A 22,748-nucleotide genomic window follows, 5' to 3' on the forward strand; every position below is an offset into this window, starting at 1 on the left:
GTTTCGCCGAAGGGGCGGTTCATGCCGGACGGACGGGGCGCGGCGCGCGAGGAGGCGATCCTCCGCGCCACGCTGGAACTGGTCGCGGAGATCGGCTACGACCGGATGACCATGGACGCGATCGCCGCGCGCGCCCAGGCCAGCAAGGCGACCATCTACCGGCGCTGGCCGGGCAAGGCGGAACTCGTGGTGGCGGCGGTGCGCGGCCATGCCGGATCCGCCGCGCTGACGCCGCCGGACACCGGCGTCTTCCGCGACGACCTGCTCGGAGTGCTGCGGCTGATGCGCGACGGCCTGCTCGCGCAGGACGCCGCGCTCATCCTCGGCCTGATGATCGCCATGCACCGCGACCCCGCGCTGGCCGAAGCGGTGCGGGCCCGGTTCGTGCGCGACAAGCACGCGATGTTCGGCGCGGTCATCGCGCGGGCCGCCGACCGCGGGGATCTCCCGGCGAAAGTCGACGACGCGCTGTTCACCGAGATCAGCTCGTCGATGCTGTTCTCCCGTCTCTTCGTCGCCGGGGAGCCGCTCGACGACGCCTTCGTCCACCACCTGGTCGACGAGGTGCTCCTCCCGCTCCTCGACCACCGGACCGGCCAGAACCAGGGAGTACCCGATGTGGCAGACGATCCTTCTCAGCGGCCTCGGCGGGGTGCTGGGCGGTAACGCCCTCCCGCACTTCGTCCGGGGCATCACGCGTGAGCGCTACCCGAACCTCACCGGCAACGGCCCGCTGCCCAACCTCGTCGGCGGCTGGGCAGGTCTCGTCGTGGCGGTGCTGCTCGTCCACTGGTCCGATCCTGGGCGGCATCCTGGGTGGGCGTTCGGGTCCGCGGCCGTCGGCGTGCTGCTGATGGGCCTGTTCCACGCGGGCCCGGGCGCCTTCGGTCGCGCCGAGCAGCCCGAGGCCTCGGGCTGACGAGGGGGCGTGGCCGCGGTCCCGCGCCGCCGGGTTCAGGATGCTGAGGCGTCCGGGGCCAGGGAGTCGAGCCAGCGGACGAGGCGGGCGCCCTCGCGGGTCATGATCTCGGGGTCGCGCAGGGCGTTGGCCAGCAGCGACATGCCCTGGTACGCGGCGACGAGGGTGACGGCGAGGCCGCCGGGGTCGGGCAGGTCCAGCTCGCGGAACTGGCGTTCGACCCAGGCGAGCAGCAGCCGGATCACCCGGCCGGCCTCCGCGTCGAGGGTGCCGTCGGCGCGCTTGCCCACTTCGACCGCCAGGGTGCCGGTGGGGCAGCCGTAGCGGGCGGCGAGGTCGCGGCCGCTCATCCAGGCCTCGACGAGGCCCTTGAGGCGGTCGCGCGGGTCGGGCAGCCGGTCCAGTCCGCCGGTGAGGTCGGCCAGCCGCGCGGCGTGCTCGCCCAGGGCGGCCTGGACCAGCTCGTCCTTGGTCTTGAAGTAGTAGTAGACGTTCCCGACGGGCACGTCGGCGGCGCCCGCGATGTCGGCCAGCGTGGTGCGCTCCACGCCCTGCTCGTGCAGGACCCTCGCGGCGGCGGCGGTCAGCCGGCGGCGCTTGTCGGCGCCGCGCGCCCGCGACACTTTTGAGTCAGTCACCCGACTCACTCTAGACGGCACCACCCCGGACCGTGCTACGGTCTCAGTCAGTCAGCCAACTAACTAACTGAGGAGACGGACATGATCGTGGTGACCGGTGCCACCGGCAACGTCGGACGGACCCTGGTGCGCGCACTGACCGAGACGGGCGAGCCGGTGACGGCGGTGGCCCGCCGGATCACCGCCGCCGACGTCCCGGCGGGCGTGCGGGCGGTGCCCGCCGACCTCGCCGCCCCCGCGACCCTGCGCCCCGCGCTGTCCGCCGCGGACGCCCTGTTCCTGCTGGTCGCCGGCGAGGACCCGGACGCGATCGTGGCCGCGGCGCGCGACGCCGGGGTCCGCAAGGTCGTCCTGCTGTCCTCCCAGGGCGTCGGGACCCGCCCGGAGGCCTACCGGCACCCGGCCCGCTTCGAGGAGGCGGTCGCCGGCAGCGGGCTCGACTGGACGGTCCTGCGCTCGGGCGGGCTGGCGTCCAACGCCCTCGCCTGGGCCGAGCCGATCCGCGCGCACCGGACCGCCGCCGCGCCGTTCGGCGACGTCGGGCTCCCCTTCGTGGACCCCGACGACGTCGCCGCCGCGGCCGCCGCCGTGCTCCGGCAGGACGCCCACAAGGGCAGGACCTACGTCCTCACCGGCTCCGAGCCGAGCACCCCGCGCGCGCGGGCGGCCGCCATCGCCGAGGCCATCGGGGAACCCGTCCGGTTCGTCGAGCAGACCCGGGAGGAGGCGCACGCCCAGATGTCCCGGTTCATGCCGGCGCCCATCGTCGAGGGCACCCTGGCGATCCTCGGCGACCCCACTCCCGACGAACGGCGCGTCAGCCCCGACGTCCGCACCCTGCTCGGCCGTCCCGCCGCCCCGTTCACCGCATGGGCGCAGCGCAACGCCGCCGCGTTCCGCTGAAGGGGCGCTACTCCGCACTGGCGATCGTCAGGGAGCGGAGGCGGAAGGCCGCCAGGAACGCGGCGCCGAGCGTGACGATCACGAGCAGCGGGATCGCGACACCGAGGTCGACCGACGAGGTCACCGGCGACGCGGGGGTCAGGGCGTCGGTGACCGACAGGGCCCACTGCTGGATGGACGCCGACTTGGCACCGGGCGCGAAGCTGCCCAGCAGCGACTCCCAGACCAGCGCGTACAGCAGCCCGATCGTCACCGCGTTGCGGCTCATCACCGCAAGGGCGACGAACACCGCGCTGTAGGCGACGCCGCCGACCAGCACGCCCACGGTGAAGGCGGGCGCGAGCTGCGCGGTCGTCCCGGTCAGCACCAGCCCGGCCAGCAGGGTCGGGACGACCGAGAACGCCGCGACCAGGACGATCGCGACCGCCAGCTTCGTCAGCACGATCACCTGGCGCGGGATCGGCTTGGTCAGCACGTACATGATCTGGCCGTCGTCGATCTCGGGGCCGATCACCCCGGTGCCGGCGATCAGCGCGAGCAGCGGCAGCAGCGTCGCCAGGCCGAACTTCTGCAGCACGTTCGCCGAGACGTCCAGGTCGTTCTGGCCGGTCCAGCGCAGCACCACGGCCAGCACCACCAGCAGCAGCGGCAGGGCGAGCAGGAGCAGCGCGCGCCGCCGGCCGAGCATCGCCCGGAAGGTGATCATCGCGATCGTGCCGTTCATCGGAACATCACCGGGCCACCAGGTAGGAGAAGACGCTTTCGAGGGACTCGTCGGCCGGGGAGACCTCCCACAGCCGCACGCCGGCGTCCCGGGAGACCTGCGGGAGCAGCCAGGTGAAGCGCTGGAAGTCGACCGCCTCGACGCGCAGGCCCTTCTCGGTGAGCTGGACGCTGCGCGCCGACCCGTCGGCGATGACCGCGGCGGCGAGGCCGCGGTCGTCGGACGAGCGGACGAGGAAGATGTGCGGCCGGTCGGTCATCAGCCGGCGGATCTTGCGGAAGTCGCCGGACGCGGCGTGCCGGCCCGCGACGATCACCTCGATGTGCCCGGCGAGGCGCTCGACCTCCTCCAGGATGTGCGAGGAGAACAGGATCGTGCGGCCCTCGTCCGCCATCCGGATGATCAGGTCCATCAGCTGGAGGCGCTGGCGCGGGTCCATGCCGTTGAACGGCTCGTCCAGCAGCAGGACGGGCGGGTCGTGCACGAGCGCGGACGCCATCTTGATCCGCTGCTTCATGCCCTTGGAGTAGGTGCCGATCGTCCGGTTCGCCGCGTACGCCATCTCGACCCGGTCGACGGCCCGGCGCGCGGCGGCCTTCGGGTCCGGCAGCTTGTGCAGCTTCGCCATCGCCAGCACGAACTGCTCGCCGGTCAGGAAGTCGTAGGCCGACTCGCGTTCGGGGACGAGCCCGAGCCGCCGGTAGATGCCGGGGTTCTGCCAGATCGGATCGCCGTCCAGGGTGATCGTCCCGGACGAGGGGGCGAGGAACCCGCCCATCATGTGGATGAGCGTGGACTTGCCGGCGCCGTTCGGGCCGAGCAGCCCGGTGACGCCCGGGCCGATCGTCATCGACACGCCGTTGACGGCGACGACGTTGCCGTACCAGCGGGAGACCTTCTCCAGCCTGATCTCGCTCAAGAGAGGCCCGCCTTCCTGAACCGGCGGTACAGGACCGCGACCGAGCCGACGACGATGGCGGCGCACAGCGCGAGCGCGACCGCGCCGCTGAGCGTGCCGGACGGCACGTCCACCGCCGACCGCTGCTGCCCGAGCAGCCGCACCTGGACGATGTCGACCAGGTTGAACGGGGCGAGGAGGCCGATCCAGCCGGCCAGGGTGAAGTTGGTCTGGTGCTCGGCGATGCCCTGGATGATCAGCGTGAACGTGCTGGTGATCATGTAGACGGCGATGACCGCGGCGACGCCGAGGCCGCGGCGCGGGGTGAACGCGGCGACGACCATCCCGATCGCGGCGAGCACCAGCGCGAACACCACGCAGCCGGCGAGGCCCGCCAGGTAGTGCAGGAAGTGGTGCCAGGAGTCCGGCACCTTCGTCACGAGGCCGCCGATGTACAGCACCGTGACGGGCACCGCCATCAGCGCGAACAGCGCGGTGGCGAGCGCGCCGAGCTTGGCCAGCACGAAGTCGAGGTGGCCGACCGGCCGGGAGAAGTACAGCGGGACGACATGGAAGCGGATCTCCCGGGACGCCAGCACCGGCGCCTGCGTGGCCAGGAAGATCGCGATGATGACCTGGAGGGTCACCGCGTAGGAGGAGTAGCGGATCAGCGCCTCGGGCCGGTCGGCGACCGCGACCACCGCGACCGACCCGGCGGCCGGCAGCACCATGATCGCGGCGAGCAGGAACGGCATCACCTTGGTCCGGGCGGGCCGTCCGAGGCCGAAGGCGGCGCGCAGATTGTGCACGTACAGCGACCGCATCACGTAGGCGCGGCCGCTGCGGCGGCCCTCGTAGTGGCGGTAGCCGATGTCGTGGATGGTGCTGGTGCTCATCGCGGGCCTCCCTGCGGAGCGCCGGGCGGCGCCGGGACGGACGGGACCCCCGGGCCCGGCGGCGCGGGCGGCGGCACCCCCGGCGGGCCGGGCGGGCCGGCGGCCCCGGGCGGGCCCGGCGGCACGGTCTGGGCGGGCGCGGTCTGGAAGACCTCTTCGATGTGGTGGCGGCGCTGCTCCATCCGGATCAGCCGCAGCCCGAGGTCGGCGACGCCGTCCCGGACGAGGTCGTAGGTCGTCTCGCCGGCGATGTCGACGACCAGGAACCGGCCCTCGGGGTGCACGGACACGCCCTGGTCGTGCAGGTGCCGCCCGAGCCGGTCGCGGCCGTCGTCCACCTCGACGGTGAGCACGCCGCTCTCCGCGGTGTAGGCCTCGACGGCCTGGGAGCGCAGCAGCTTCCCGCCGTCGATGATGACCACGTGGTCGCAGACGCGTTCCAGCTCGCCCAGCAGGTGCGAGGTGACCAGCACGCTGATGCCGAACTCGGCGCCGATGCGCCGGATCAGCTCGAGCATCTCGTCGCGCCCGGCCGGGTCGAGGCCGTTGGTGGGCTCGTCCAGGAAGACGAGCTTCGGGTCGTGCACGAGGGCCTGCGCCAGCTTCACCCGCTGCCGCATACCGGTCGAGTAGCCACCGATGGGGCGGTAGCGCTCCTCGTACAGCCCGACGTGGCGCAGGGTGTCGGCGGCGCGCTCGCGCGCGGCGGTCGGCGGCAGGCCGCACATCCGCGCCATGTGCACGACGAACTCCGTCGCGGACACGTCCGGCGGGAGGCACTCGTACTCGGGCATGAACCCGACGCTCTCGCGGATCCGCACGCCCTCGCGGGCGATGTCCATGCCCAGCACGGTCGCGGTGCCGGCGGACGGCGGCTGCAGGCCGAGCAGGATCTTGATCAGCGTGGACTTGCCGGCGCCGTTGGCGCCGACCAGCCCGACCACGCCCGGCTCGACGGCCACCGTCAGGTCGTCCAGGGCGGTCACCCGGGGGAACCTCATCGTCAGGCCCTGGGTGGCGATAATCGGCATGTCCCCGAACCTAGCGGCTGTGCGAAGGCGCGGCGTCACCCATAGGTGGTACGCCGATACGCCTTAAGTCGACCGTTCGGCCGCCGATCGGCCCCTCTGGCGGAGGACCGCGCTCCAGACGGCCCGCTGCAGGAACAGCGTCACCGTCCCCGCGATGATCATCCCGGCGAAGTTGACGCCGAGCTGCTCCAGCGACCCGGTGATCTCGGTGCCGTGCCGGAGCGCCAGCGCGACCGCGAGGTTGCCGGCCGCCGGCACGGTGGTGACGGAGATGAAGACCCCGACCAGCGCCGAGGACTTCCCGGCCGTCAGCGACAGCACCCCGGCGGCGCCGGCCAGCAGCGCGACGATGAACGACCAGCGGTCCGGGCTGTAGATGAACGCGGTGAGCGGCCGGTGCGCCGGCAGCCGGTCGGTCTCGACGACACCGATCCACTTGCTGACCAGCGCGCACACGTAGGTGATGACGATCGCGGCGGCGAACCCGATGACCAGCGCCTTCACCGCCTGCCAGATCCGCCCCGGCTGGCCCCGGAACAGCCCGTAGCAGATCGCCGCGACCGCGGCGAACTCCGGGCCGAGCACCATCGCGCCGACCACCAGGACCGGCGAGTCGATCAGCGCGGCGATCGCGGCCAGCTGCGTGGCCAGCGCGAGGAACGCGATGAACGACCAGGTGAGGATCGTTCCCTCGGTGACCTGCCGGTCGAACTCGTCCCAGACGACCGCGTCGTCGCCGTGGCCCGGCGCGCGCCGCTCGGCCCGCTCGGCGACGTCCGACATGGACAGGTCGATCTTCTCGATCGCGATGGACCCGTCCTTGTCGATGCCGAGCGCCTGCAGCGCCTCGAGCACCTCGTTGGCGGACTCGCGGGCGATGTCGGCCTGGACGAGGTCGCCGCGCGGGGAGCGCGCGGCGCCCGGGAGGACGACGACGTTCGTGGCGCCGGCGCAGTCCGACAGGGACGCGCACACGGCGTCCGTACGGTCCGGCGGGACGATCGCTCTCAGGTGCAGCACCCGCCACATGCTGCCGTAAAAGCCCGGTGAACGTGGCGCCGACGCGAGTCCGTACGATTTGATCGTTTATTTACCCGCTTCTGGGTGAAAGACGACAGAAAACTTCCAGGTGGTGACGGCATGACGCGTGGGGAACGGGCTCGGCTGGACCGGGACCGGGACCGGGGCCGGAGGGCCCTGGCCGTGGCGGCGCTCGTCGTCGCAGTCCCGCTCGCGGCCTCCGGCTGCAAGGGCGACGACCTGAGCGCGGTCGACCCGACCGGCTCCAAGGGCGGCGGGTCCGGGCCGGCCGCGAACGACGGGCACGCGGTCAGCCCCCTCGACAACCCCGACGGCACCAAGCCCGGCCTCGCCGCCATCACCTCCTCCGGCGACCGCGCCAAGGGCCGCGCGCTCATCGAGAAGGTCGACACCAAGGGACGCGGCCCGAAGACCGGCTACGACCGCGACGAATTCGGCTACGCCTGGATGGACGGCGCGCCCGACGTCCCGTTCGCGCACAACGGCTGCGACACCCGCAACGACCTGCTCAAGCGCGACGGCCAGGACATCGGCTACCGGTCCGGGTCCAACTGCGTGATCATGTCGCTCACGCTGGACGACCCCTACTCCGGCAAGACGATCCACTGGAAGAAGTCGCACGCGACCGCCGTCCAGATCGACCACGTCATGCCGCTGTCCTACGACTGGCAGATGGGCGCGTCGCGGTGGACGAAGGGCAAGCGCGAGTCCATCGCCAACGACCCGCTGAACCTCATCCCGGTGGACGGCCCGCTCAACGGCGCCAAGAGCGACTCGGGCCCGGCGTCCTGGCTGCCGCCGAACAAGCGCGTCCGCTGCTCCTACGCCGTCCGCATCGCGCAGGTGTCGCTGAAGTACGAGCTGCCCGTGACGTCCGCGGACAAGCAGAAGATGCTCGAACTGTGCGGCGGATGACGCCGGGCCGCCCGCATATGCTCGTCCGATGACCAACGAACCCGACCGCCCCGACGAAGAGAACGCCGACAGGCCGCGCGTCCGCACCGAGCGCGGGATCGGCGCCCGCGCCACCGGCGCCGAGGTGACCGGCGCGTCCGCCACCGGCCTCACCCTGCGCCTCGGCAACGGCCTCGGCTCCCTCGCCATCGGCTCCATGGCGCTCGGCGCGATCGCCATCGGCGCCGTCGCGATCGGCAAGCTCGTGGTGAAACGGGCGATCGTCGGCCACCTGGAGGCCGGCACCGTCGAGATCAGGCACCTCAAGGTCGGACGCCTGGAGATCGACGAACCCTGACGCCCGCGGCGCCGGCCCCGCCGGCCGGCTAGCCCAGGGCCGTGCGGACGACCCCGGCCAGCCGCTCGGCGACGGCCTGCGCCCGGTCGTGCGACGCCGCCTCCACCATCACCCGCACCATCGGCTCGGTACCGCTCGGCCGGATCAGCACCCGGCCCGTCTCGCCCAGCTCCGCCGCCGCGTCCGCGACCGCCGACGCCAGCGCCGGATCGGTCTTCGCGCGCCCCTTGTCGACGCCCCGGACGTTGATCAGCACCTGCGGCAGCCGGGTCATCACCTTCGCCAGCTCGTCCAGCGGACGGCCCCGCCGCACCATCGCGGCGAGCAGGTGCAGGCCGGTCAGCACGCCGTCCCCGGTCGTCGCGTGGTCCAGCATGATCACATGGCCGGACTGCTCGCCGCCGAAGCCGAACCCGCCGTCCTTCATCGCCTCCAGCACGTACCGGTCGCCGACGGCGGTCTCCACGACCGCGATCCCGGCCTCCCGCATCGCCAGCTTGAAGCCCAGGTTCGACATCACCGTCGCCACCACGGTGTCGGACGCCAGCGCGCCCGCCTCCCGCAGGTCCAGCGCCAGGATCGCCATGATCTGGTCGCCGTCCACCACCTCGCCCGACGCCGTCACCGCCAGGCACCGGTCGGCGTCCCCGTCGTTGGCGATCCCCGCGTCCGCGCCGTGCTCGCGGACCGCCGCGCACAGCGCCTCCAGATGCGTCGACCCGCAGCCGGCGTTGATGTTCAGCCCGTCCGGCGCCGCCCCGATGGTGATCACCTCGGCGCCCGCGCGGCGCAGCGCCTCCGGCGCCACCTCGCTGGACGCGCCGTTCGCGCAGTCCACCACCACGCGCAGCCCGTCCAGCGACACCGGCACCGTCCCCAGCAGGTGCGCCACGTACTGCTCGACCGCGCCGTGCGCCTCCCGGACCCGGCCGACGCCCGGACCCGTCGGCGGCTCCCACGCCGCCCCGAGCCGCGCCTCGATCCGGTCCTCGACCTCGTCCGGCAGCTTGTAGCCGCTGTTGTCGAAGAACTTGATCCCGTTGTCCGGCGCCGGGTTGTGCGACGCCGACAGCATCACCCCGACGTCGGCGGCCAGCTCGTGCGTCAGATGCGCGACCGCCGGCGTCGGCAGCACCCCGAGCCGCAGCACGTCCACGCCCGAACTCGCCAGCCCGGCCACCACCGCCGCCTCCAGGAACTCGCCCGAGGCCCGCGGGTCGCGCCCGACCACCGCCATCGGCCGGTGCCCCCGGAACGCGCCCTGCTCACCGAGGACCCGCGCCGCCGCGACGGACAGGTCCATGGCCAGCGGGGCGGTCAGGTCGCGGTTGGCGAGCCCTCGCACGCCGTCGGTCCCGAACAGACGAGCCACAGTTCAACTCCCGGAAAGACGAAAAAGACCGCGCGGGCGGTCCGGAACGGGTGCGCGCCCCGTCCGCCCCTGCGGTCAAATCTAGTGGGCCGGGCCCTGCAGACGCGGACGAGCCGCCGCACCCGGTGCGCCGCCCGTGCGGGGCGGGCGCGGAAAAGCCACGGGATGCGGCGGCTCGTGCCGTCGATCAGCGCTTGCTGTACTGCGGAGCCTTGCGGGCCTTCTTGAGACCGGCCTTCTTGCGCTCCGGCACCCGCGCGTCGCGGGTGAGGAACCCGGCCTTCTTCAGCGCCGGGCGGTGCTCGATGTTCGCGAACTGCAGCGCGCGGGAGATCCCGAGGCGCAGCGCGCCGGCCTGGCCGGTGGTGCCGCCGCCGTTGACGCGCGCCAGCACGTCGAACTGGCCCTCCAGGCTCAGCAGCACGAACGGCTCGTTCACGATCTGCTGGTGGACCTTGTTCGGGAAGTACTGGTCCAGCGTCCGGCCGTTGATCTTCCACTGGCCGGTGCCGGGGACGATCCGGACCCGCGCGATGGCCTGCTTGCGGCGGCCGGTGCCCGCGGCCGGGCCGGTGGCGACCGGCTGGCCCAGGAAGCCCTCGCCGGCGGCCTCGGGGGTCTCGGTGCTGTACTCGGACGGAGCGTCCTCGTAGGAGTCGAGGTCGACGCCCTCGGCGGGCGTCTCGGTGGACTCGGTCACGCTTCTCCTCAGGTGGTGTTCTAGCCAGGGCGGCAGGCCCGGTGGTCCGGGTGCCCCGGCGGCCTCTGCGGCGCGCGCGGTCGCGCGTCCGCGCTACTTCGCGGGCTGGCTGATCTGGGTGATCTCGAACGGGACCGGCTTCTGCGCCTGGTGCGGGTGCTCCGGACCGGCGTAGACCTTCACCTTCCCGAACATCTTCCGGCCGAGGGAGGTCTTGGGCAGCATGCCCTTGATCGCCTTCTCGACCGCCCGCTCGGGGTGCTTGGCCAGCAGGTCGCCGTAGGCCACCGAGCGCAGACCGCCCGGGTAGCCCGAGTGCCGGTAGGCCTTCTTCTGCTCCAGCTTGTTGCCCGACAGCGCCACCTTCTCGGCGTTCACGATGACCACGAAGTCACCGGTGTCGAGGTGCGGGGCGTAGATCGGCTTGTGCTTACCCCGAAGCAGCTGCGCGACCTGACTGGCGAGACGGCCCAGCACGACATCGGTCGCGTCGATGACGTACCACTGACGCTGTACGTCAGCGGGCTTAGGGGTGTACGTGCGCACGGTCGTCAGCCTTCGTTTCTCGTCGACTTCACAGCGGATATCCTGCTCGCGCCGATCAGGACTGTTGGATCTCCGACCTGGCGCTCCGGGAGGCCGGGGCCCGTGACACGCGCACCCGTCCCTGGGACGGACGCGCTCGGGACGCACCGACACGTCGTTGCGATTCGTCTCCCGCCCGAACAGGCGTCGACGCATACAACAAACCCGCAGGATACCCGTGCTCGCACGCGCGGGTCAAAACGCGGATCGGCGATCTCCCAGCCACCTACCAGTATGCAGTATCTCCCAGGGGGGCGACCCCCTGGAACCCCCGTCGCGGACGACAGGCTGTTTCCCTGCTCCGCTAGCGCTCCGCAGCGAAACAGCCTGTCGTCCGGCGGGCAGGCCCGCTGCGCTCGCTGCACTCGCTCCGCGTGCCTGCCCGTGCCCGTGGCTGAGGTTCGGACCCTCCGGGGCCAGGTTCGAACGTCCCGGGCCGGGCTTCGAGCGATTGGGGGGCGGGGCGCGGGTCAGGTCCTGGACGGGGACTGGTTTTCGGGCGATCTTCGGGTCCTTTGTGGCGTATGGGGATAAGGTGCCGCCGACCGGTCCACGCCGGCGCCGCCGGCCCGCACCCGGGAGCCCCCGCTGCCCACTGCCCGCAGATCCGGCCGACCGGCCGGACGCCACCAGGCCCGGCCCCCCGGCGACGGGCGCCCGGGCCGCGGCGGCACCGCTCGCCGTGCCGCCGCCCGCCGCGGACGGAAGGGCCGGCGCGGCGGACGGCAGCTCATCGCGATCGCGGCGACGGTCGGCGCGTCGCTCCTCGCGATCGGCACGGGCATCGCGCTCGACCGGCTCGTCCTTCCCCAGTTGCGTTCGGAGCCGATCGCCGCGTCCGACCATGCGGGCAAGCCGTCCGGCCCCGGCCCGTCCGGCGCCCTGGACGAGCCCGACGCCGGGACGGGCACCGGGAACGGCGGCGGTGTCCGCGAGGCGCCCGGCGGCGGTGACGCGGCGCCCTCGCCGAAGATGACCGGCGTACCGACCCGCTCGCCCAGGCCCGCGACGACGAGGACGGCGCCCGCCAAGGACGATCCGCCACAGACCGACCCGACCCTGTCGCCCGGCTCGACCGCGCCGGAGAACGCCGTCGTGGCCCTCACCAACGCCGAGCGGGCCAAGGTGGGATGCGACGCGCTCCGCGTCGACCGGCGGCTCGTCACCGCGGCCCGCGCGCACTCCGCGGACATGGCCGCGCACGACTACTTCGACCACGACTCCCCGAACGGCGACAGCCCGTGGATGCGCATGCGGGAGGCCGGCTACGTCGGCCCCGGCGCGGAGAACATCGCCAGGGGCTACGCGACCGCCGCCGCGGTCGTCGACGGCTGGATGGACAGCCCCGGGCACCGCGCGAACATCCTCAACTGCGGGCTGCGCGCCATCGGCGTCGGCATGGCGACCGGCCCGGACGGCCCGCTGTGGACCCAGGACTTCGGCTGGACGTGACGGGGCGGGCCCGCACGGTGACCTTCCGCAAAGCACCGGCGCCCGGTTCGCCCCCATGTCATGGTGGGTGTTCCGAAGGTCCAGACCGCTGAAAGAGGAACGGTAAGGTCCAGAGCCATGGGTTATCCCGGCGATCAAGGCAACCCCGGCGGCCGGCCGTCCGGGCCGTCGCCGCAGCCGCCGTACGGTTCCGGAGCCGAGGCGCCGCCGTACGGCAACGACAACGACGAGGCCTTCGCTCCGCTCGGCGAGGCCCCCGGCGCGCGGCCGTTCGGCGGCGACTCCTTCGGGACCGGGCCGCTGGAGGCGGAGCCGTTCGGGCCGCCGTCCCCGGCGGCCGAGCCGCCCGCCGGACCTTCCGGCGCGACGGCCGTCTGGGGCGAGCCCCCCACATCGGAACGGCAGGACGCGTTCCCGCCGGGCGGCTTCGGGCACGACCAGTTCGGGCAGCAGGGCGGTTTCGGGCCCGGCGGTCAGGAGCCGGGGTTCGAGCAGGGCGGGTTCGGGCACGGTGAGGCGCCGGAGAACTCCCCCTACGGCGCTCCCATGCCCCCGCAGGGCGACTTCGACGGCGCTCCCCCCGGCGAGGACGGGCCGTCCGGGCGGCGCCGCGGCCTCCCGCTGATCATCGGCGGCGCGGTCGTCGCGGGGCTCGTGCTCATCGGCGGCGGCATCGGCCTGGCGTCGATGATGAAGGACGACTCCAAGCCCGCGAAGAAGGCGCCGCCGGCCGCCGCGTCCACCCGGCCCACGGCCGCGCCGTCCCCGACCGTCCCGCCGCTGCAGCCGGTCAAGCTGCAGAGCCGCGCCACCGACCCGGTGAAGCTGTCGCTGCCGGAGGTGTTCGGCAAGTCGTCGTTCAAGGCGGGCGGCCGCAAGTACGTGCGGACCGCCACCAGCTCCACGAAGAAGTGCGCGGCCGTCGTCGGCGGCACGAAGCTGGAGAAGGCGCTGAAGAAGGGGGACTGCAACCAGGCGCTGCGGGCCACCTACGCCCTCAGCACCGGCTCGCTCATCGGCACCATCGGCGTGCTGAACGTCAAGTCCGAGGCCGATGCCAAGGCGGCGGTGAAGGCGGCGTCCGACAAGGACGCGTTCCTGCTGGCCCTGCCCGGCAAGGGCGTCAGCAAGCACGCCGGCAAGGGCCTGGCGTTCGGCACCTCGCAGGCGCACGGCCACTACGTCGTGATGACCTGGGTCCAGCGGCCGGACGGCAAGGCCATCGCCTCCAAGTACCATAAGGCGGTCAGCGTGTTCGGCGCCGAGCTGTACAAGAGCAGCGACCTCGCCTTCGCCCTGCACTACAGGGAAACAGAAGGCAAACCCCTCAAGAAGTGACCGGTTTGAATACCCTGTCTGCTTATGTCTGGACCTAGAGACACCCGGGAGACCGCCGAGGAGGCGGGGACGGCCACCGCCCCCGCCGCTTCGGCGCCCCCCAGCTTCGGTGCGGTCCCTCCGGCTGGAGGCACGGCCGGCACCGAGGCGGCTCCCGCCAGCCAGGCCCCGTTCGACGAGGCCGCCGCGACCGGTGCCCCGGCCGGCGCGGCCTCCGCCGACGAGGCTCCGTCCGCGTCCTCCCCGCTGCGGCTGCCCGCGTTCGGCCTGCAGACCCCCTGGTGGGCCGCCGAACCCGGCGCCGAGCCGGGAGGCGGCGACGAGGCCGGCGATCCGGGCCCGGCCGCGGCCGGGCCGGCGGGACCGCCCGGCACGCTCGTCGCCGGGGTCGGCGTGCCGAACGTCGACTCCCGCCGCGCCGTCCCGTCCGATCCGATCGTCAAGCGGCCCCTCGCGTTCGGCGACACCGACCCGGACGGTTTCGCCGCCGTCCGTCCCGGCGAGGACGCCGCTCCCGATCCGGCACCCTCGAGCGAGGACGCTCCGAGCCCGAGCACGACGACCGGGCCGATGGGGATCGCACCGCCCGTTCCGGCGAAGGCCGGTCAGGCCACCGAGCCGCCGCCCGCACGGGACGAGCCGGTCACCCGCCCCGCCGGGCGGGCACGGCCGGCCGACACGGCACCGACCGCCGCGCCCGAGCCCGAGCCAGCGCCCGCGCGGCCCGGTCCCGCGGCGGCGTCGACGGCGTTCGAGCAGGCGAAGGAGGCCGAGAGCGCGTCCGCGCCGGCCGCCCCGGTCCTCGTGCCGGACGCGATCCTGCCGCGCGGCGTCCTGCCGCCCACCGGCAGCGGACCGTTCCCGCACGGCGGCGAGGACGGTTCGGCGACCGCCACGGCCGAGCAGCCGGCGATGGCCGCCGTGATCACTCCCGTGTACCACGCGGAAGGCGGCGTCCCGCTCGACACGCCGGGTCCCGGCGGCCCCACCGGGCCGGCGGCGGCTCCCCAAGGCTCGCGCCCGGGAGCCGGCAGGCAGCGCCTCGTGCTGATCGGCGGCGGCGCGGCCCTCGTGCTCGCGGCGCTCGTCGCGCTGTTCGCCGTCGGCGGAGTGGGGTCGAAGGGCGGCGGCGCCACCCGCAAGGACGCCGGGCCCAGCCATGTCGCGGCACCGCCGCCGAAGGCAAGCACGCCGCCCAAGCCGAAGCCCGCCGACATCAACGACGAGAAGGGCGACCCGAAGGACCTGTCCTTCACCGAGGCGTACCCGGACGCCGCCGTCGACCTCGGCGAGCGCACCTTCGACCGCGACCGCTGGTCCGTCAACAAGGACCTGTCGTACGCGGCGCGGGGCTCCATGCTGAAGGCGCTCCAGCAGGACAAGTGCCGCAAGGTCGTCCGCGCCACCTTCATCAACAGGTTGAAGACGTGGGCCGTCACCACCGGGATCGCGGTCATGCCGAACCGGGCCGCGGCGCTGCGGGCCAGCCGCGCCGGCGACCCGGGCAAGTACGAGTGGTTCCGCGGCATGTCCGGCAAGCAGGCCAAGGACATCGACCGGGCCGGCGGGTACGCCGCCACCACCGTCCGCGGCCGGTACGTCATCTACGCCTACGTCCAGGACCCGAGCGGCAAGCAGGTCAAGCCCGGGAACGTCCAGGCCAAGCAGATCGCCCAGCAGTTCCTCGGCTACAGCGCGCGGCCGATCGAGGCCCGCGCGCGCGGCTGACGCACGCACGGCACACACGAGGCACGCACACGGCGGCGGCCGAGGGGAGCCCCCTCGGCCGCCGTCGCGTTTCCAGGGCTAGGACGCGGCGCCGGGCTGCTCGGCGTTCGCCGCGTGCTCCGCGGCCGCCGCCGCGGCGTTCAGCGTCCGGACGCGCCGGGTCTCCTGCGCCCGCCTGGCGAGGCTGTCGTCGTCGGGATACCGGATCTCCTCCAGCGCCAGGCCGTGCGCCGGAGCCACGTTCACGCCGGAGTCGCGGACCCGCGCCGCCAGCACCTCGGCGGGCCACTCCACGTCGCGGCGCCCGTCCCCCACCATCAGCAGCGCGCCGACCAGCGCACGGACCATCGAATGGCAGAACGCGTCCGCCTCCACCGTCGCCAGCGCCAGATGCGGGTCGCGGTCGTCGCGCGCCCACTCGTAGCGCAGCAGCTCGCGGATCGTCGTCGCGCCCTCCCGCTTGCGGCAGTAGGCGGCGAAGTCGTTCTCCCCCACCAGCAGCCGGGCGGCCTCGTTCATCCGCCCCAGGTTCAGCGGGCGCGGATGCCACAGGACGTCGTGGCGGCGCAGCGGCTCCACGCCCACCGGGTTGTCGCACACCCGGTACACGTACCGGCGCGCCAGCGCCGAGAACCGGGCGTCGAACCCCTCGGGCGCCACCGACACCCGCCACACCCGCACGTCCGGCGGCAGCAGGCCGGCGAGCCGGCGCGGCATCGTCCCGTTGATCGCCGAATACGCCGCGACCGGGACCACGAGGTGCGCGACCTGCCCGCGGGCGTGCACGCCCGCGTCGGTGCGTCCGGCGACGGTCAGCATCGGCGGCGGATCCAGCCGCAGCATCCGCGCCAGCGCGTCCTCGATCACGCCCTGGACGGTGCGCTGGTTCGGCTGCCGGGCCCAGCCCGCGAAATCCGTCCCGTCGTATCCGATGTCGAGGCGGAGTCGTACCAGTGCGGTCATGTCAGGTGGACTGTCCTTCGCCACAGCTGCCCGTCCGTTCCCCCCGATGAGCCCGTGGTTTCATCGGGTCCTCCATCGACACGCTCCCCCGCCGTCCGCAGCCGCCTGACCTGACCATGCCCTCAAGTCTGGCAAAGATCAGGCCCACCGTCGCGCTCCCGACGGTGGGCCTGTTCATGTCTTGCGACCTGCGGTAGCAGAGGTTACTTTTCGTCGCCCTCGGCCTTGGCCTCGGTGGCCTCCGCGTCCGCGGCCTCGGCCGTCGCCGGGGCTTCGGTCTCCTCGGCCGTGGTCTCCGCCGGGGTCTCCGCCGGCTTCTCCTCGGCCGCCGGAGCGGCCTGCGCGGTCGCCGGAGCGGCCGACAGCTGCTCCTGCACCAGCTCGATCACGGCCATCGGGGCGTTGTCGCCCTTGCGCGGTCCGATCTTGGTGATGCGGGTGTAGCCGCCGGGGCGGTTCTCGAAGCGCGGCGCGATCTCGGTGAAGAGCGCGTGCACGACGCCCTTGTCGCGGATCGTCCGGGCCACCAGGCGACGGTTGTGCAGGTCGCCCTTCTTGGCCTTGGTGATCAGCTTCTCCGCGAGCGGGCGCACCCGCCGGGCCTTGGCCTCGGTGGTGGTGATGCGGCCGTGCTCGAACAGCGACGTCGCCAGGTTCGCCAGGATCAGCTTCTGGTGCGCGGCGCTGCCGCCGAGGCGGGCACCCTTGGTGGGTTGGGGCATGGTTCTTCCTTCCTGCACCGGCCGTACGAGGTACCGGTGTCAGCTGGTTCCGCGGCGGCCGGGGAACGCGCCCCCGGCCGCCGGGAATCGGGTTTCTAGTACTGCTCGGTCTCGGCGTAGCTCGTGTCGTCGTCGCCGTAGTTGTCGGCCGCCGCGCTCGGGTCGAACCCGGGCGGGGAGTCCTTCAGCGAGAGGCCCATGTCGTTGAGCTTCTGCTTGACCTCTTCGATCGACTTGGCGCCGAAATTCCTTATATCGAGGAGGTCCTGCTCGCTGCGGGCCACCAGCTCGCCCACCGAGTGGATGCCCTCGCGCTTGAGGCAGTTGTAGGAGCGGACCGTCAGGTTCAGCTCCTCGATCGGCAGGGCCAGGTCCGCGGCGAGCGCGGCGTCCGTCGGGGACGGGCCCATGTCGATGCCCTCGGCCTCGACGTTGAGCTCCCGGGCCAGCCCGAACAGCTCGACGAGGGTCTTGCCGGCGGAGGCGACCGCGTCGCGCGGCAGCATCGACTGCTTGGTCTCCACGTCCAGGATGAGGCGGTCGAAGTCGGTGCGCTGCTCGACTCGGGTGGCCTCGACCTTGTAGGTGACCTTGAGCACGGGCGAGTAGATGGAGTCGATCGGGATCCGGCCGATCTCCTGGCCCGGCTGCTTGTTCTGCGCGGCGGAGACGTAGCCGCGGCCGCGCTCGACCGTCAGCTCCATCTCCAGCTTCGCCTTGTTGTTCAGCGTGGCGATGTGCAGGTCCGGGTTGTGGACCTCGACGCCCGCCGGCGGCGCGATGTCGGCCGCGGTGACCTCGCCCGGGCCCTGCTTGCGCAGGTACATCACGACGGGCTCGTCGTGCTCGGAGGAGACGACCAGCTCCTTGAGGTTCAGGATGATGTCGGTGACATCCTCCTTGACCCCGGGGACGGTCGAGAACTCGTGCAGGACGCCCTCGATCCGGATGCTGGTCACGGCCGCACCGGGGATCGAGGAGAGCAGCGTACGGCGGAGCGAGTTGCCGATCGTGTAGCCGAAGCCCGGCTCCAGCGGCTCGATGGTGAACCGCGACCGGTACTCGTCGACCTGCTCTTCGGTGAGAGTGGGACGCTGAGCGATGAGCATGTTGGTGCCTTCTTCCCGCGGTGCCCGCTATTTGACGACCGCGTTTCGGAATGTTCCCCGCCCCTCCAGGATGCCACGCCGAGCGCGGCATCCCGGAGGAACGCGGAGTACTGCCTTGGAGCGGAGCCCTACTTGGAGTAGAGCTCGACGATCAGCTGCTCCTGGACGGGAGCGTCGATCTGCTGGCGGACGGGCAGCGAGTGCACGAGGATCCGCATCTTCTCGCCGTCGATCCCCAGCCATGCCGGAACCTGCCGGTCCCCGACCTCGGCCTTGGCGACCTGGAACGGCGTCATCTCGAGCGACTTGCCCTTGACGTCGACGATGTCGGCCTCGCTCACCAGGAAGGACGGGATGTTGACCTTCCTGCCGTTGACCCGGATGTGGCCGTGCCGGATGAGCTGGCGGGCCATGTCGCGGGACTTGGCGAAGCCCGCGCGGTAGACCACGTTGTCGAGCCGGCGCTCGAGCAGGCGCAGCAGGTTCTCACCCGTCTTGCCGCCCTGGCGGTTCGCCTCGACGTAGTAGTTGCTGAACTGCCGCTCCAGCACGCCGTAGATGCGCTTGGCCTTCTGCTTCTCGCGCAGCTGGAGCAGGTACTCGGTCTCCTTCGGCCGACCGCGTCCGTGCTCACCCGGCGGGTAGGGACGGATCTCGATCGGGCACTTCGGGCCCTCGCACTTGCTGCCCTTGAGGAACAGCTTCATCTTCTCGCGGCGGCAGAGCTTGCAGTCCGCACCGGTGTAACGAGCCATTGTTCTGTGATCTCCCCTACGGCTCAGACGCGCCGGCGCTTGGGCGGGCGGCAGCCGTTGTGCGGAACGGGCGTGACGTCCTGGATGGAGCCCACCTCCAGGCCGGTGGCCTGGAGCGAGCGGATCGCGGTCTCGCGACCGGAGCCGGGGCCCTTGACGAAGACGTCGACCTTGCGCATGCCGTGCTCCATCGCGCGCCGGGCGGCGGCCTCGGCGGCCTGCTGCGCGGCGAACGGGGTCGACTTGCGCGAGCCCTTGAAGCCCACGTGGCCCGAGGAGGCCCAGGAGATCACGTTGCCGTTGGGGTCGGTGATCGAGACGATCGTGTTGTTGAACGTGCTCTTGATGTGGGCGTGCCCGTGAGCGACGTTCTTCTTTTCCTTGCGGCGCACCTTCTTGGCGCCGACACGGCTCTTAGGAGGCATCTGCTCTCTCTACTCTTGAGGTCATCGATCCGGAGGACCGACTCCGGACTACTTCTTGCCGGCCTTCTTCTTGCCGGCCACGGTCTTCTTCTTGCCCTTGCGGGTGCGCGCGTTGGTCTGGGTGCGCTGGCCGTGGACGGGCAGACCGCGGCGGTGCCGGACGCCCTGGTAGCACCCGATCTCGATCTTGCGGCGGATGTCCGACTGGATCTCGCGGCGCAGGTCGCCCTCGATCTGGTAGTTCTGCTCGATCCAGTCGCGGAGCTTGACCAGCTCGTCGTCGCCGAGCTGGTGCACCCGCAGGTCACCGCTGATGCCGGTGCCCTCCAGGGTCGCCAGGGCCCGGGTCCGGCCGATGCCGAAGATGTAGGTGAGAGCGACCTCGAGGCGCTTTTCGCGCGGGAGGTCGACGCCGAGGAGGCGTGCCATCGTGGGCAGTTCCCTTCATTTCGCGGAGGTATGGGCACATCGCGTCCGCACACACCCTGCCCGGGTGGCGGCCTCGGCCTCCGTCGTCCGAGGGTGGCCCCTTCACACAGTGGTGCCGTACAACCCGATCACCGGGAATTCCGGGCGAGCTGTACGGCGACCTGTGCGAAGGCTGCGATGCGCTTGCTGTTGTGGGCTTTCCGGCTGGTGCCGGTCAGCCCTGGCGCTGCTTGTGGCGCGGGTCGGAGCAGATGACCATGACCCGGCCGTGCCGGCGGATGACGCGGCACTTCTGGCAGATCTTCTTGACGCTCGGCTTGACCTTCACTGGGTCTCCTGGAGATAAGGGTCACCCCCGCGCCGCCACGCACGGGGAAGGCAACCCCAGTGGGATTTACTTGTAGCGGTAGACGATCCGACCGCGCGTGAGGTCGTAGGGACTCAGCTCCACAACAACGCGGTCGTCCGGCAGGATCCGGATGTAGTGCATCCGCATCTTGCCGCTGATGTGGGCGAGCACCTTGTGCCCGTTGTCGAGCTCCACCCGGAACATGGCGTTCGGGAGGGACTCGATGACGGTGCCCTCGATCTCGATGGCCCCTTCTTTCTTGGGCATGTCCTCCGCGCTTCGCTGATCGGCTCATTGGACCCGGTCCGCCCCGTGAGGGGCACGGCCGCGCCCAGGCCACGACGCGGACGCATCGAGAACAAGGGGAACAGGCGGCCGACAACGGACCGGCACAGCAGTCTACGTCACCGAACCGCCGAATGCGAAATCAACGCATGATATGGGTCCGGAGACTGCTTCCGAGTCAAGCATACCCCGCCTCCGCGTTGTACCTTTCAGAAGAGATACGTCCGAGGAGGGTCAGCATGCCGAGCTATGACTTCGCGCTGATCCTGAGCCGTCCCCTCTACGAGGACGAGCTGGACCCGCTGTTCGACCGGACGCACGGCGCGGTCACCGTCTCGGTCATCAGCGAGCCGCAGCACGCGGACCGTCCGGGGAACGCCTCCTGCGGCTGGCAGGGCCCCACCCTGGCCGCCGCGATCATGGAGGTCGTCGAGCACGTCGAGGCCAGCGCCGAGGGCCTGCACGTGCTCCAGGTCGAGGCCGACCCGCTGCTGACGATCCGCGACATCGCCGACCGCGTCGGCCGGTCCGCGGACTCGGTCCGGCACGCGATCACCGGCGCCCGCGGCACCACCGGCTTCCCCGCGTCGGAGATCTCCACCGCCGGCCACCGGCTGTGGCGCTGGTCGAAGGTCGCCGCCTGGTACGGCATCGACGACCCGCAGCTCGTCGAGGCCAAGCCGACCGTCCAGGCCATCAACGGCTGGCTGGCCCTGCGCGACGTCGTCCCCGACGTCGCCCCCGCCCCCGAGGACGTCACCTCCGCCCTCTCCCTGGTCATCCCGCACGTGGCCTGAGGCCGGGGCGTCGCGCGGGCGGTGCGCGTGGCCGGTGCGCGGCGGCACCGCGGCCGGTTCGACAGGGGGGCGCCGGGGCGCGAAGATCGTCTGCGGACCGGGCCGGGGGTTTCCCGGAGACGGGGCCGTGATGTGCTGGGACGTGCCCTGGTGAGGGGAGGATCGATGGCGATCATCGCGCAGCTGAGCGACATCCATCTGGCCGCCGGACCGGACGGCGGGGTGGACGACGGCTCGGGGCCGGTGCGGGCGCTGCGCGCGGCGGTGTCCAGCCTGCTGGCGCTGCCGGCGCGGCCGGACGCGCTGGTGCTGACCGGCGACCTCGCCGACGGCGGGCGGCCCGAGGAGTACGCCCGGCTGCACGCGCTGCTGTCGCCGCTGCCGATGGCGGTCTACCCGATGCCCGGCAACCACGACGACCGCGACGCGATGCGCGCCGCGTTCGCCGACCATCCGGCGGTGGTCGACACCGGGTCCGCGCCGCAGGCGCCCGTCCAGTACGCGGTGGACGTGGCGGGCGTGCGGCTGGTGTGCTGCGACACGACGGTCGACGGCCATCCGCACGGGCACATGAGCGAGGAGCGGCTCTCCTGGCTGGACGAGACGCTCGGGGCCGCGCCGGCGACGCCCACGGTGGTCGCGACGCACCATCCGCCGTTCCCGATCGGGATCAGGTTCATCGACGACATGCGGTTCGTCGACCCGGCCGGGTTCGCCAAGGTGATCGGCCGGCATCCGCAGGTGGTGCGGATCATCTCGGGGCACGTGCACCGGGGGTCGGTGGGGTCGCTGGCGGGGACGGTCAGCACGACGTGCCCGAGCACCTACCGGCAGCTGTTCCTGGACCTGACGCATCCCGGGCGGGCCGCGGTGACCGGGGAGCCCGCCGGGTTCGCGGTGCACCTGGTGACCGACGACGGCGCGGCGACGACGCATTTCGTGCCGACCGGGAACTACCGCCCGCTGATGGACGTGGAGTAGCCGGTCAGCGGGGTCCCCGCGGGCCGAAGATCGTGCGCACGAGCAGCAGGGCGCCCCACGGCCCGGCCACCCAGATCCACCACGGGTAGACGAAGGTGCCCGTGACGGCGAGGGCCAGCCACACGGCGAGGTTGATCGCGCTGACGGCCGCCCACGTCGCCCAGACCGCCCGTCCGCCCAGCCGGTCCAGGTCGGCACCGGAGCGCCGGGTCGCCGGGGCGGCGGCGCTGTTGGGGTGCGACGCAGGGATGGGGTACTGGAAGAGATCCTGCTCGGGGAGGTCGGAGGTGACCTCCTGCAGATCGCCCAGGGTCTTGGCCGCGTACGTGGACTCGAGCCGCTCGTGCATCTCGTCCATCGTGATCCGGCCCTCCGCGCAGTGCTCGCGAAGGCTCGCCGCCACCCGGTCGCGATCGGCGTCCGATGCCCGGATGTCAGGGTTCGGAGCCATCGATC

28 protein-coding genes are annotated in these 22,748 nt (G+C 72.3%); 10 read left to right on the top strand and 18 right to left on the bottom strand.

Annotated elements, in window-relative coordinates; translation table 11 throughout:
- The first annotated feature begins 21 nt into the window (after positions 1–21).
- Both ACA514_RS33215 and ACA514_RS33220 read left to right on the top strand, forming a co-directional pair.
- The gene (locus tag ACA514_RS33215) at positions 22–666 is read left to right on the top strand and encodes a TetR/AcrR family transcriptional regulator (protein WP_375045229.1); all 645 of its coding nucleotides are present in this window, start codon (positions 22–24) and stop codon (positions 664–666) included.
- Positions 617–919 carry a hypothetical protein gene (locus ACA514_RS33220; RefSeq protein WP_375045230.1) on the top strand — a complete coding sequence of 101 codons (303 nt, stop codon included), beginning with the start codon at positions 617–619 and terminating at the stop codon, positions 917–919. Before ACA514_RS33215 ends, ACA514_RS33220 begins: the two co-directional genes overlap by 50 nt.
- Before the next feature lie 35 nt (positions 920–954).
- On the opposite strand, the gene ACA514_RS33225 is transcribed toward ACA514_RS33220, so the two are convergent.
- Entirely contained in the window at positions 955–1,557 is a 603-nt protein-coding gene (locus ACA514_RS33225; protein WP_375045231.1) for a TetR/AcrR family transcriptional regulator, read from the bottom strand.
- An 81-nt stretch (positions 1,558–1,638) separates the two neighbouring features.
- Between ACA514_RS33225 and ACA514_RS33230 the strand changes: the two genes are divergently transcribed.
- Positions 1,639–2,460, top strand: a complete 822-nt coding sequence (locus ACA514_RS33230) for an SDR family oxidoreductase (RefSeq protein ID WP_375045232.1) — start codon at positions 1,639–1,641, stop codon at positions 2,458–2,460.
- Positions 2,461–2,467: 7 nt separating this feature from the next.
- Here ACA514_RS33230 and ACA514_RS33235 read toward each other — a convergent pair whose 3' ends face one another.
- The 5 genes from ACA514_RS33235 to ACA514_RS33255 all read right to left on the bottom strand — a co-directional run bounded on the left by ACA514_RS33235 (position 2,468) and on the right by ACA514_RS33255 (position 7,029).
- Positions 2,468–3,184, bottom strand: coding sequence for an ABC transporter permease (locus ACA514_RS33235; RefSeq protein WP_375045233.1), 717 nt, complete (start codon positions 3,182–3,184; stop codon positions 2,468–2,470).
- A gap of 7 nt (positions 3,185–3,191) precedes the next feature.
- On the bottom strand, positions 3,192–4,103 hold the full coding sequence (locus ACA514_RS33240; RefSeq protein WP_375045234.1) for an ABC transporter ATP-binding protein: 912 nt from the start codon (positions 4,101–4,103) through the stop codon (positions 3,192–3,194).
- Complete coding sequence (locus tag ACA514_RS33245) at positions 4,100–4,978, bottom strand: ABC transporter permease (RefSeq protein ID WP_375045235.1); 879 nt, start codon at positions 4,976–4,978, stop codon at positions 4,100–4,102. Before ACA514_RS33245 ends, ACA514_RS33240 begins: the two co-directional genes overlap by 4 nt.
- Complete coding sequence (locus ACA514_RS33250) at positions 4,975–6,009, bottom strand: ABC transporter ATP-binding protein (RefSeq protein ID WP_375045236.1); 1,035 nt, start codon at positions 6,007–6,009, stop codon at positions 4,975–4,977. Before ACA514_RS33250 ends, ACA514_RS33245 begins: the two co-directional genes overlap by 4 nt.
- A 63-nt stretch (positions 6,010–6,072) precedes the next feature.
- The gene (locus tag ACA514_RS33255) at positions 6,073–7,029 is read right to left on the bottom strand and encodes a DUF389 domain-containing protein (RefSeq protein ID WP_375045237.1); all 957 of its coding nucleotides are present in this window, start codon (positions 7,027–7,029) and stop codon (positions 6,073–6,075) included.
- A gap of 120 nt (positions 7,030–7,149) precedes the next feature.
- Between ACA514_RS33255 and ACA514_RS33260 the strand changes: the two genes are divergently transcribed.
- Both ACA514_RS33260 and ACA514_RS33265 read left to right on the top strand, forming a co-directional pair.
- Positions 7,150–7,965, top strand: coding sequence for an HNH endonuclease family protein (locus ACA514_RS33260; RefSeq protein WP_375045238.1), 816 nt, complete (start codon positions 7,150–7,152; stop codon positions 7,963–7,965).
- Positions 7,966–7,993: 28 nt separating this feature from the next.
- The gene (locus ACA514_RS33265; protein ID WP_375045239.1) at positions 7,994–8,302 is read left to right on the top strand and encodes a hypothetical protein; all 309 of its coding nucleotides are present in this window, start codon (positions 7,994–7,996) and stop codon (positions 8,300–8,302) included.
- A gap of 28 nt (positions 8,303–8,330) precedes the next feature.
- Here the strand turns inward: ACA514_RS33265 and glmM are convergent, their stop codons facing one another.
- The 3 genes from glmM to rplM all read right to left on the bottom strand — a co-directional run bounded on the left by glmM (position 8,331) and on the right by rplM (position 10,920).
- A complete protein-coding gene (gene glmM, locus ACA514_RS33270) occupies positions 8,331–9,674 on the bottom strand; it encodes a phosphoglucosamine mutase (RefSeq protein ID WP_375045240.1) in 1,344 nt (447 codons plus the stop codon).
- A 187-nt stretch (positions 9,675–9,861) separates the two neighbouring features.
- The gene (gene rpsI, locus ACA514_RS33275; protein ID WP_375045241.1) at positions 9,862–10,374 is read right to left on the bottom strand and encodes a 30S ribosomal protein S9; all 513 of its coding nucleotides are present in this window, start codon (positions 10,372–10,374) and stop codon (positions 9,862–9,864) included.
- A gap of 93 nt (positions 10,375–10,467) precedes the next feature.
- Positions 10,468–10,920: a 50S ribosomal protein L13 gene (gene rplM / locus ACA514_RS33280; protein ID WP_375045242.1), complete on the bottom strand. Its 453-nt coding sequence runs from the start codon at positions 10,918–10,920 to the stop codon at positions 10,468–10,470.
- Positions 10,921–11,772: 852 nt separating this feature from the next.
- Between rplM and ACA514_RS33285 the strand changes: the two genes are divergently transcribed.
- The 3 genes from ACA514_RS33285 to ACA514_RS33295 all read left to right on the top strand — a co-directional run bounded on the left by ACA514_RS33285 (position 11,773) and on the right by ACA514_RS33295 (position 15,477).
- Entirely contained in the window at positions 11,773–12,411 is a 639-nt protein-coding gene (locus tag ACA514_RS33285; protein ID WP_375045243.1) for a CAP domain-containing protein, read from the top strand.
- A gap of 117 nt (positions 12,412–12,528) precedes the next feature.
- Positions 12,529–13,749: a hypothetical protein gene (locus ACA514_RS33290; protein ID WP_375045244.1), complete on the top strand. Its 1,221-nt coding sequence runs from the start codon at positions 12,529–12,531 to the stop codon at positions 13,747–13,749.
- 24 nt (positions 13,750–13,773) lie between these two features.
- A complete protein-coding gene (locus ACA514_RS33295) occupies positions 13,774–15,477 on the top strand; it encodes a hypothetical protein (protein WP_375045245.1) in 1,704 nt (567 codons plus the stop codon).
- A gap of 78 nt (positions 15,478–15,555) precedes the next feature.
- Here ACA514_RS33295 and truA read toward each other — a convergent pair whose 3' ends face one another.
- From truA to infA, 8 genes are all read right to left on the bottom strand, one after another.
- Positions 15,556–16,440: a tRNA pseudouridine(38-40) synthase TruA gene (gene truA, locus ACA514_RS33300; RefSeq protein ID WP_375045246.1), complete on the bottom strand. Its 885-nt coding sequence runs from the start codon at positions 16,438–16,440 to the stop codon at positions 15,556–15,558.
- Positions 16,441–16,643: 203 nt separating this feature from the next.
- The gene (gene rplQ / locus ACA514_RS33305) at positions 16,644–17,162 is read right to left on the bottom strand and encodes a 50S ribosomal protein L17 (RefSeq protein ID WP_375045247.1); all 519 of its coding nucleotides are present in this window, start codon (positions 17,160–17,162) and stop codon (positions 16,644–16,646) included.
- 95 nt (positions 17,163–17,257) lie between these two features.
- Positions 17,258–18,271, bottom strand: coding sequence for a DNA-directed RNA polymerase subunit alpha (locus ACA514_RS33310; RefSeq protein ID WP_375045248.1), 1,014 nt, complete (start codon positions 18,269–18,271; stop codon positions 17,258–17,260).
- Between the two features lie 128 nt (positions 18,272–18,399).
- On the bottom strand, positions 18,400–19,026 hold the full coding sequence (rpsD, locus tag ACA514_RS33315) for a 30S ribosomal protein S4 (RefSeq protein ID WP_375045249.1): 627 nt from the start codon (positions 19,024–19,026) through the stop codon (positions 18,400–18,402).
- Between the two features lie 23 nt (positions 19,027–19,049).
- Entirely contained in the window at positions 19,050–19,451 is a 402-nt protein-coding gene (gene rpsK / locus ACA514_RS33320; RefSeq protein ID WP_021596710.1) for a 30S ribosomal protein S11, read from the bottom strand.
- A 48-nt stretch (positions 19,452–19,499) separates the two neighbouring features.
- The gene (gene rpsM, locus ACA514_RS33325) at positions 19,500–19,880 is read right to left on the bottom strand and encodes a 30S ribosomal protein S13 (protein ID WP_375045250.1); all 381 of its coding nucleotides are present in this window, start codon (positions 19,878–19,880) and stop codon (positions 19,500–19,502) included.
- A gap of 214 nt (positions 19,881–20,094) precedes the next feature.
- The gene (gene rpmJ / locus ACA514_RS33330; protein ID WP_018657566.1) at positions 20,095–20,208 is read right to left on the bottom strand and encodes a 50S ribosomal protein L36; all 114 of its coding nucleotides are present in this window, start codon (positions 20,206–20,208) and stop codon (positions 20,095–20,097) included.
- A 66-nt stretch (positions 20,209–20,274) separates the two neighbouring features.
- Positions 20,275–20,496, bottom strand: a complete 222-nt coding sequence (infA, locus tag ACA514_RS33335) for a translation initiation factor IF-1 (RefSeq protein WP_018657567.1) — start codon at positions 20,494–20,496, stop codon at positions 20,275–20,277.
- A gap of 257 nt (positions 20,497–20,753) precedes the next feature.
- On the opposite strand from infA, the gene ACA514_RS33340 reads away from it, so the two are divergent.
- Positions 20,754–21,311, top strand: a complete 558-nt coding sequence (locus tag ACA514_RS33340; protein ID WP_375045251.1) for a hypothetical protein — start codon at positions 20,754–20,756, stop codon at positions 21,309–21,311.
- Between the two features lie 165 nt (positions 21,312–21,476).
- Positions 21,477–22,292 carry a phosphodiesterase gene (locus ACA514_RS33345; RefSeq protein ID WP_375045252.1) on the top strand — a complete coding sequence of 272 codons (816 nt, stop codon included), beginning with the start codon at positions 21,477–21,479 and terminating at the stop codon, positions 22,290–22,292.
- A gap of 4 nt (positions 22,293–22,296) precedes the next feature.
- On the opposite strand, the gene ACA514_RS33350 is transcribed toward ACA514_RS33345, so the two are convergent.
- Positions 22,297–22,743 (bottom strand): DUF1707 domain-containing protein, encoded by a 447-nt coding sequence (locus tag ACA514_RS33350; RefSeq protein WP_375045253.1) that lies wholly within the window; start codon positions 22,741–22,743, stop codon positions 22,297–22,299.
- Positions 22,744–22,748: the final 5 nt, after the last annotated feature.

This window comes from Actinomadura sp. NTSP31, from assembly GCF_041951385.1.
Lineage (GTDB): Bacteria > Actinomycetota > Actinomycetes > Streptosporangiales > Streptosporangiaceae > Spirillospora > Spirillospora napierensis.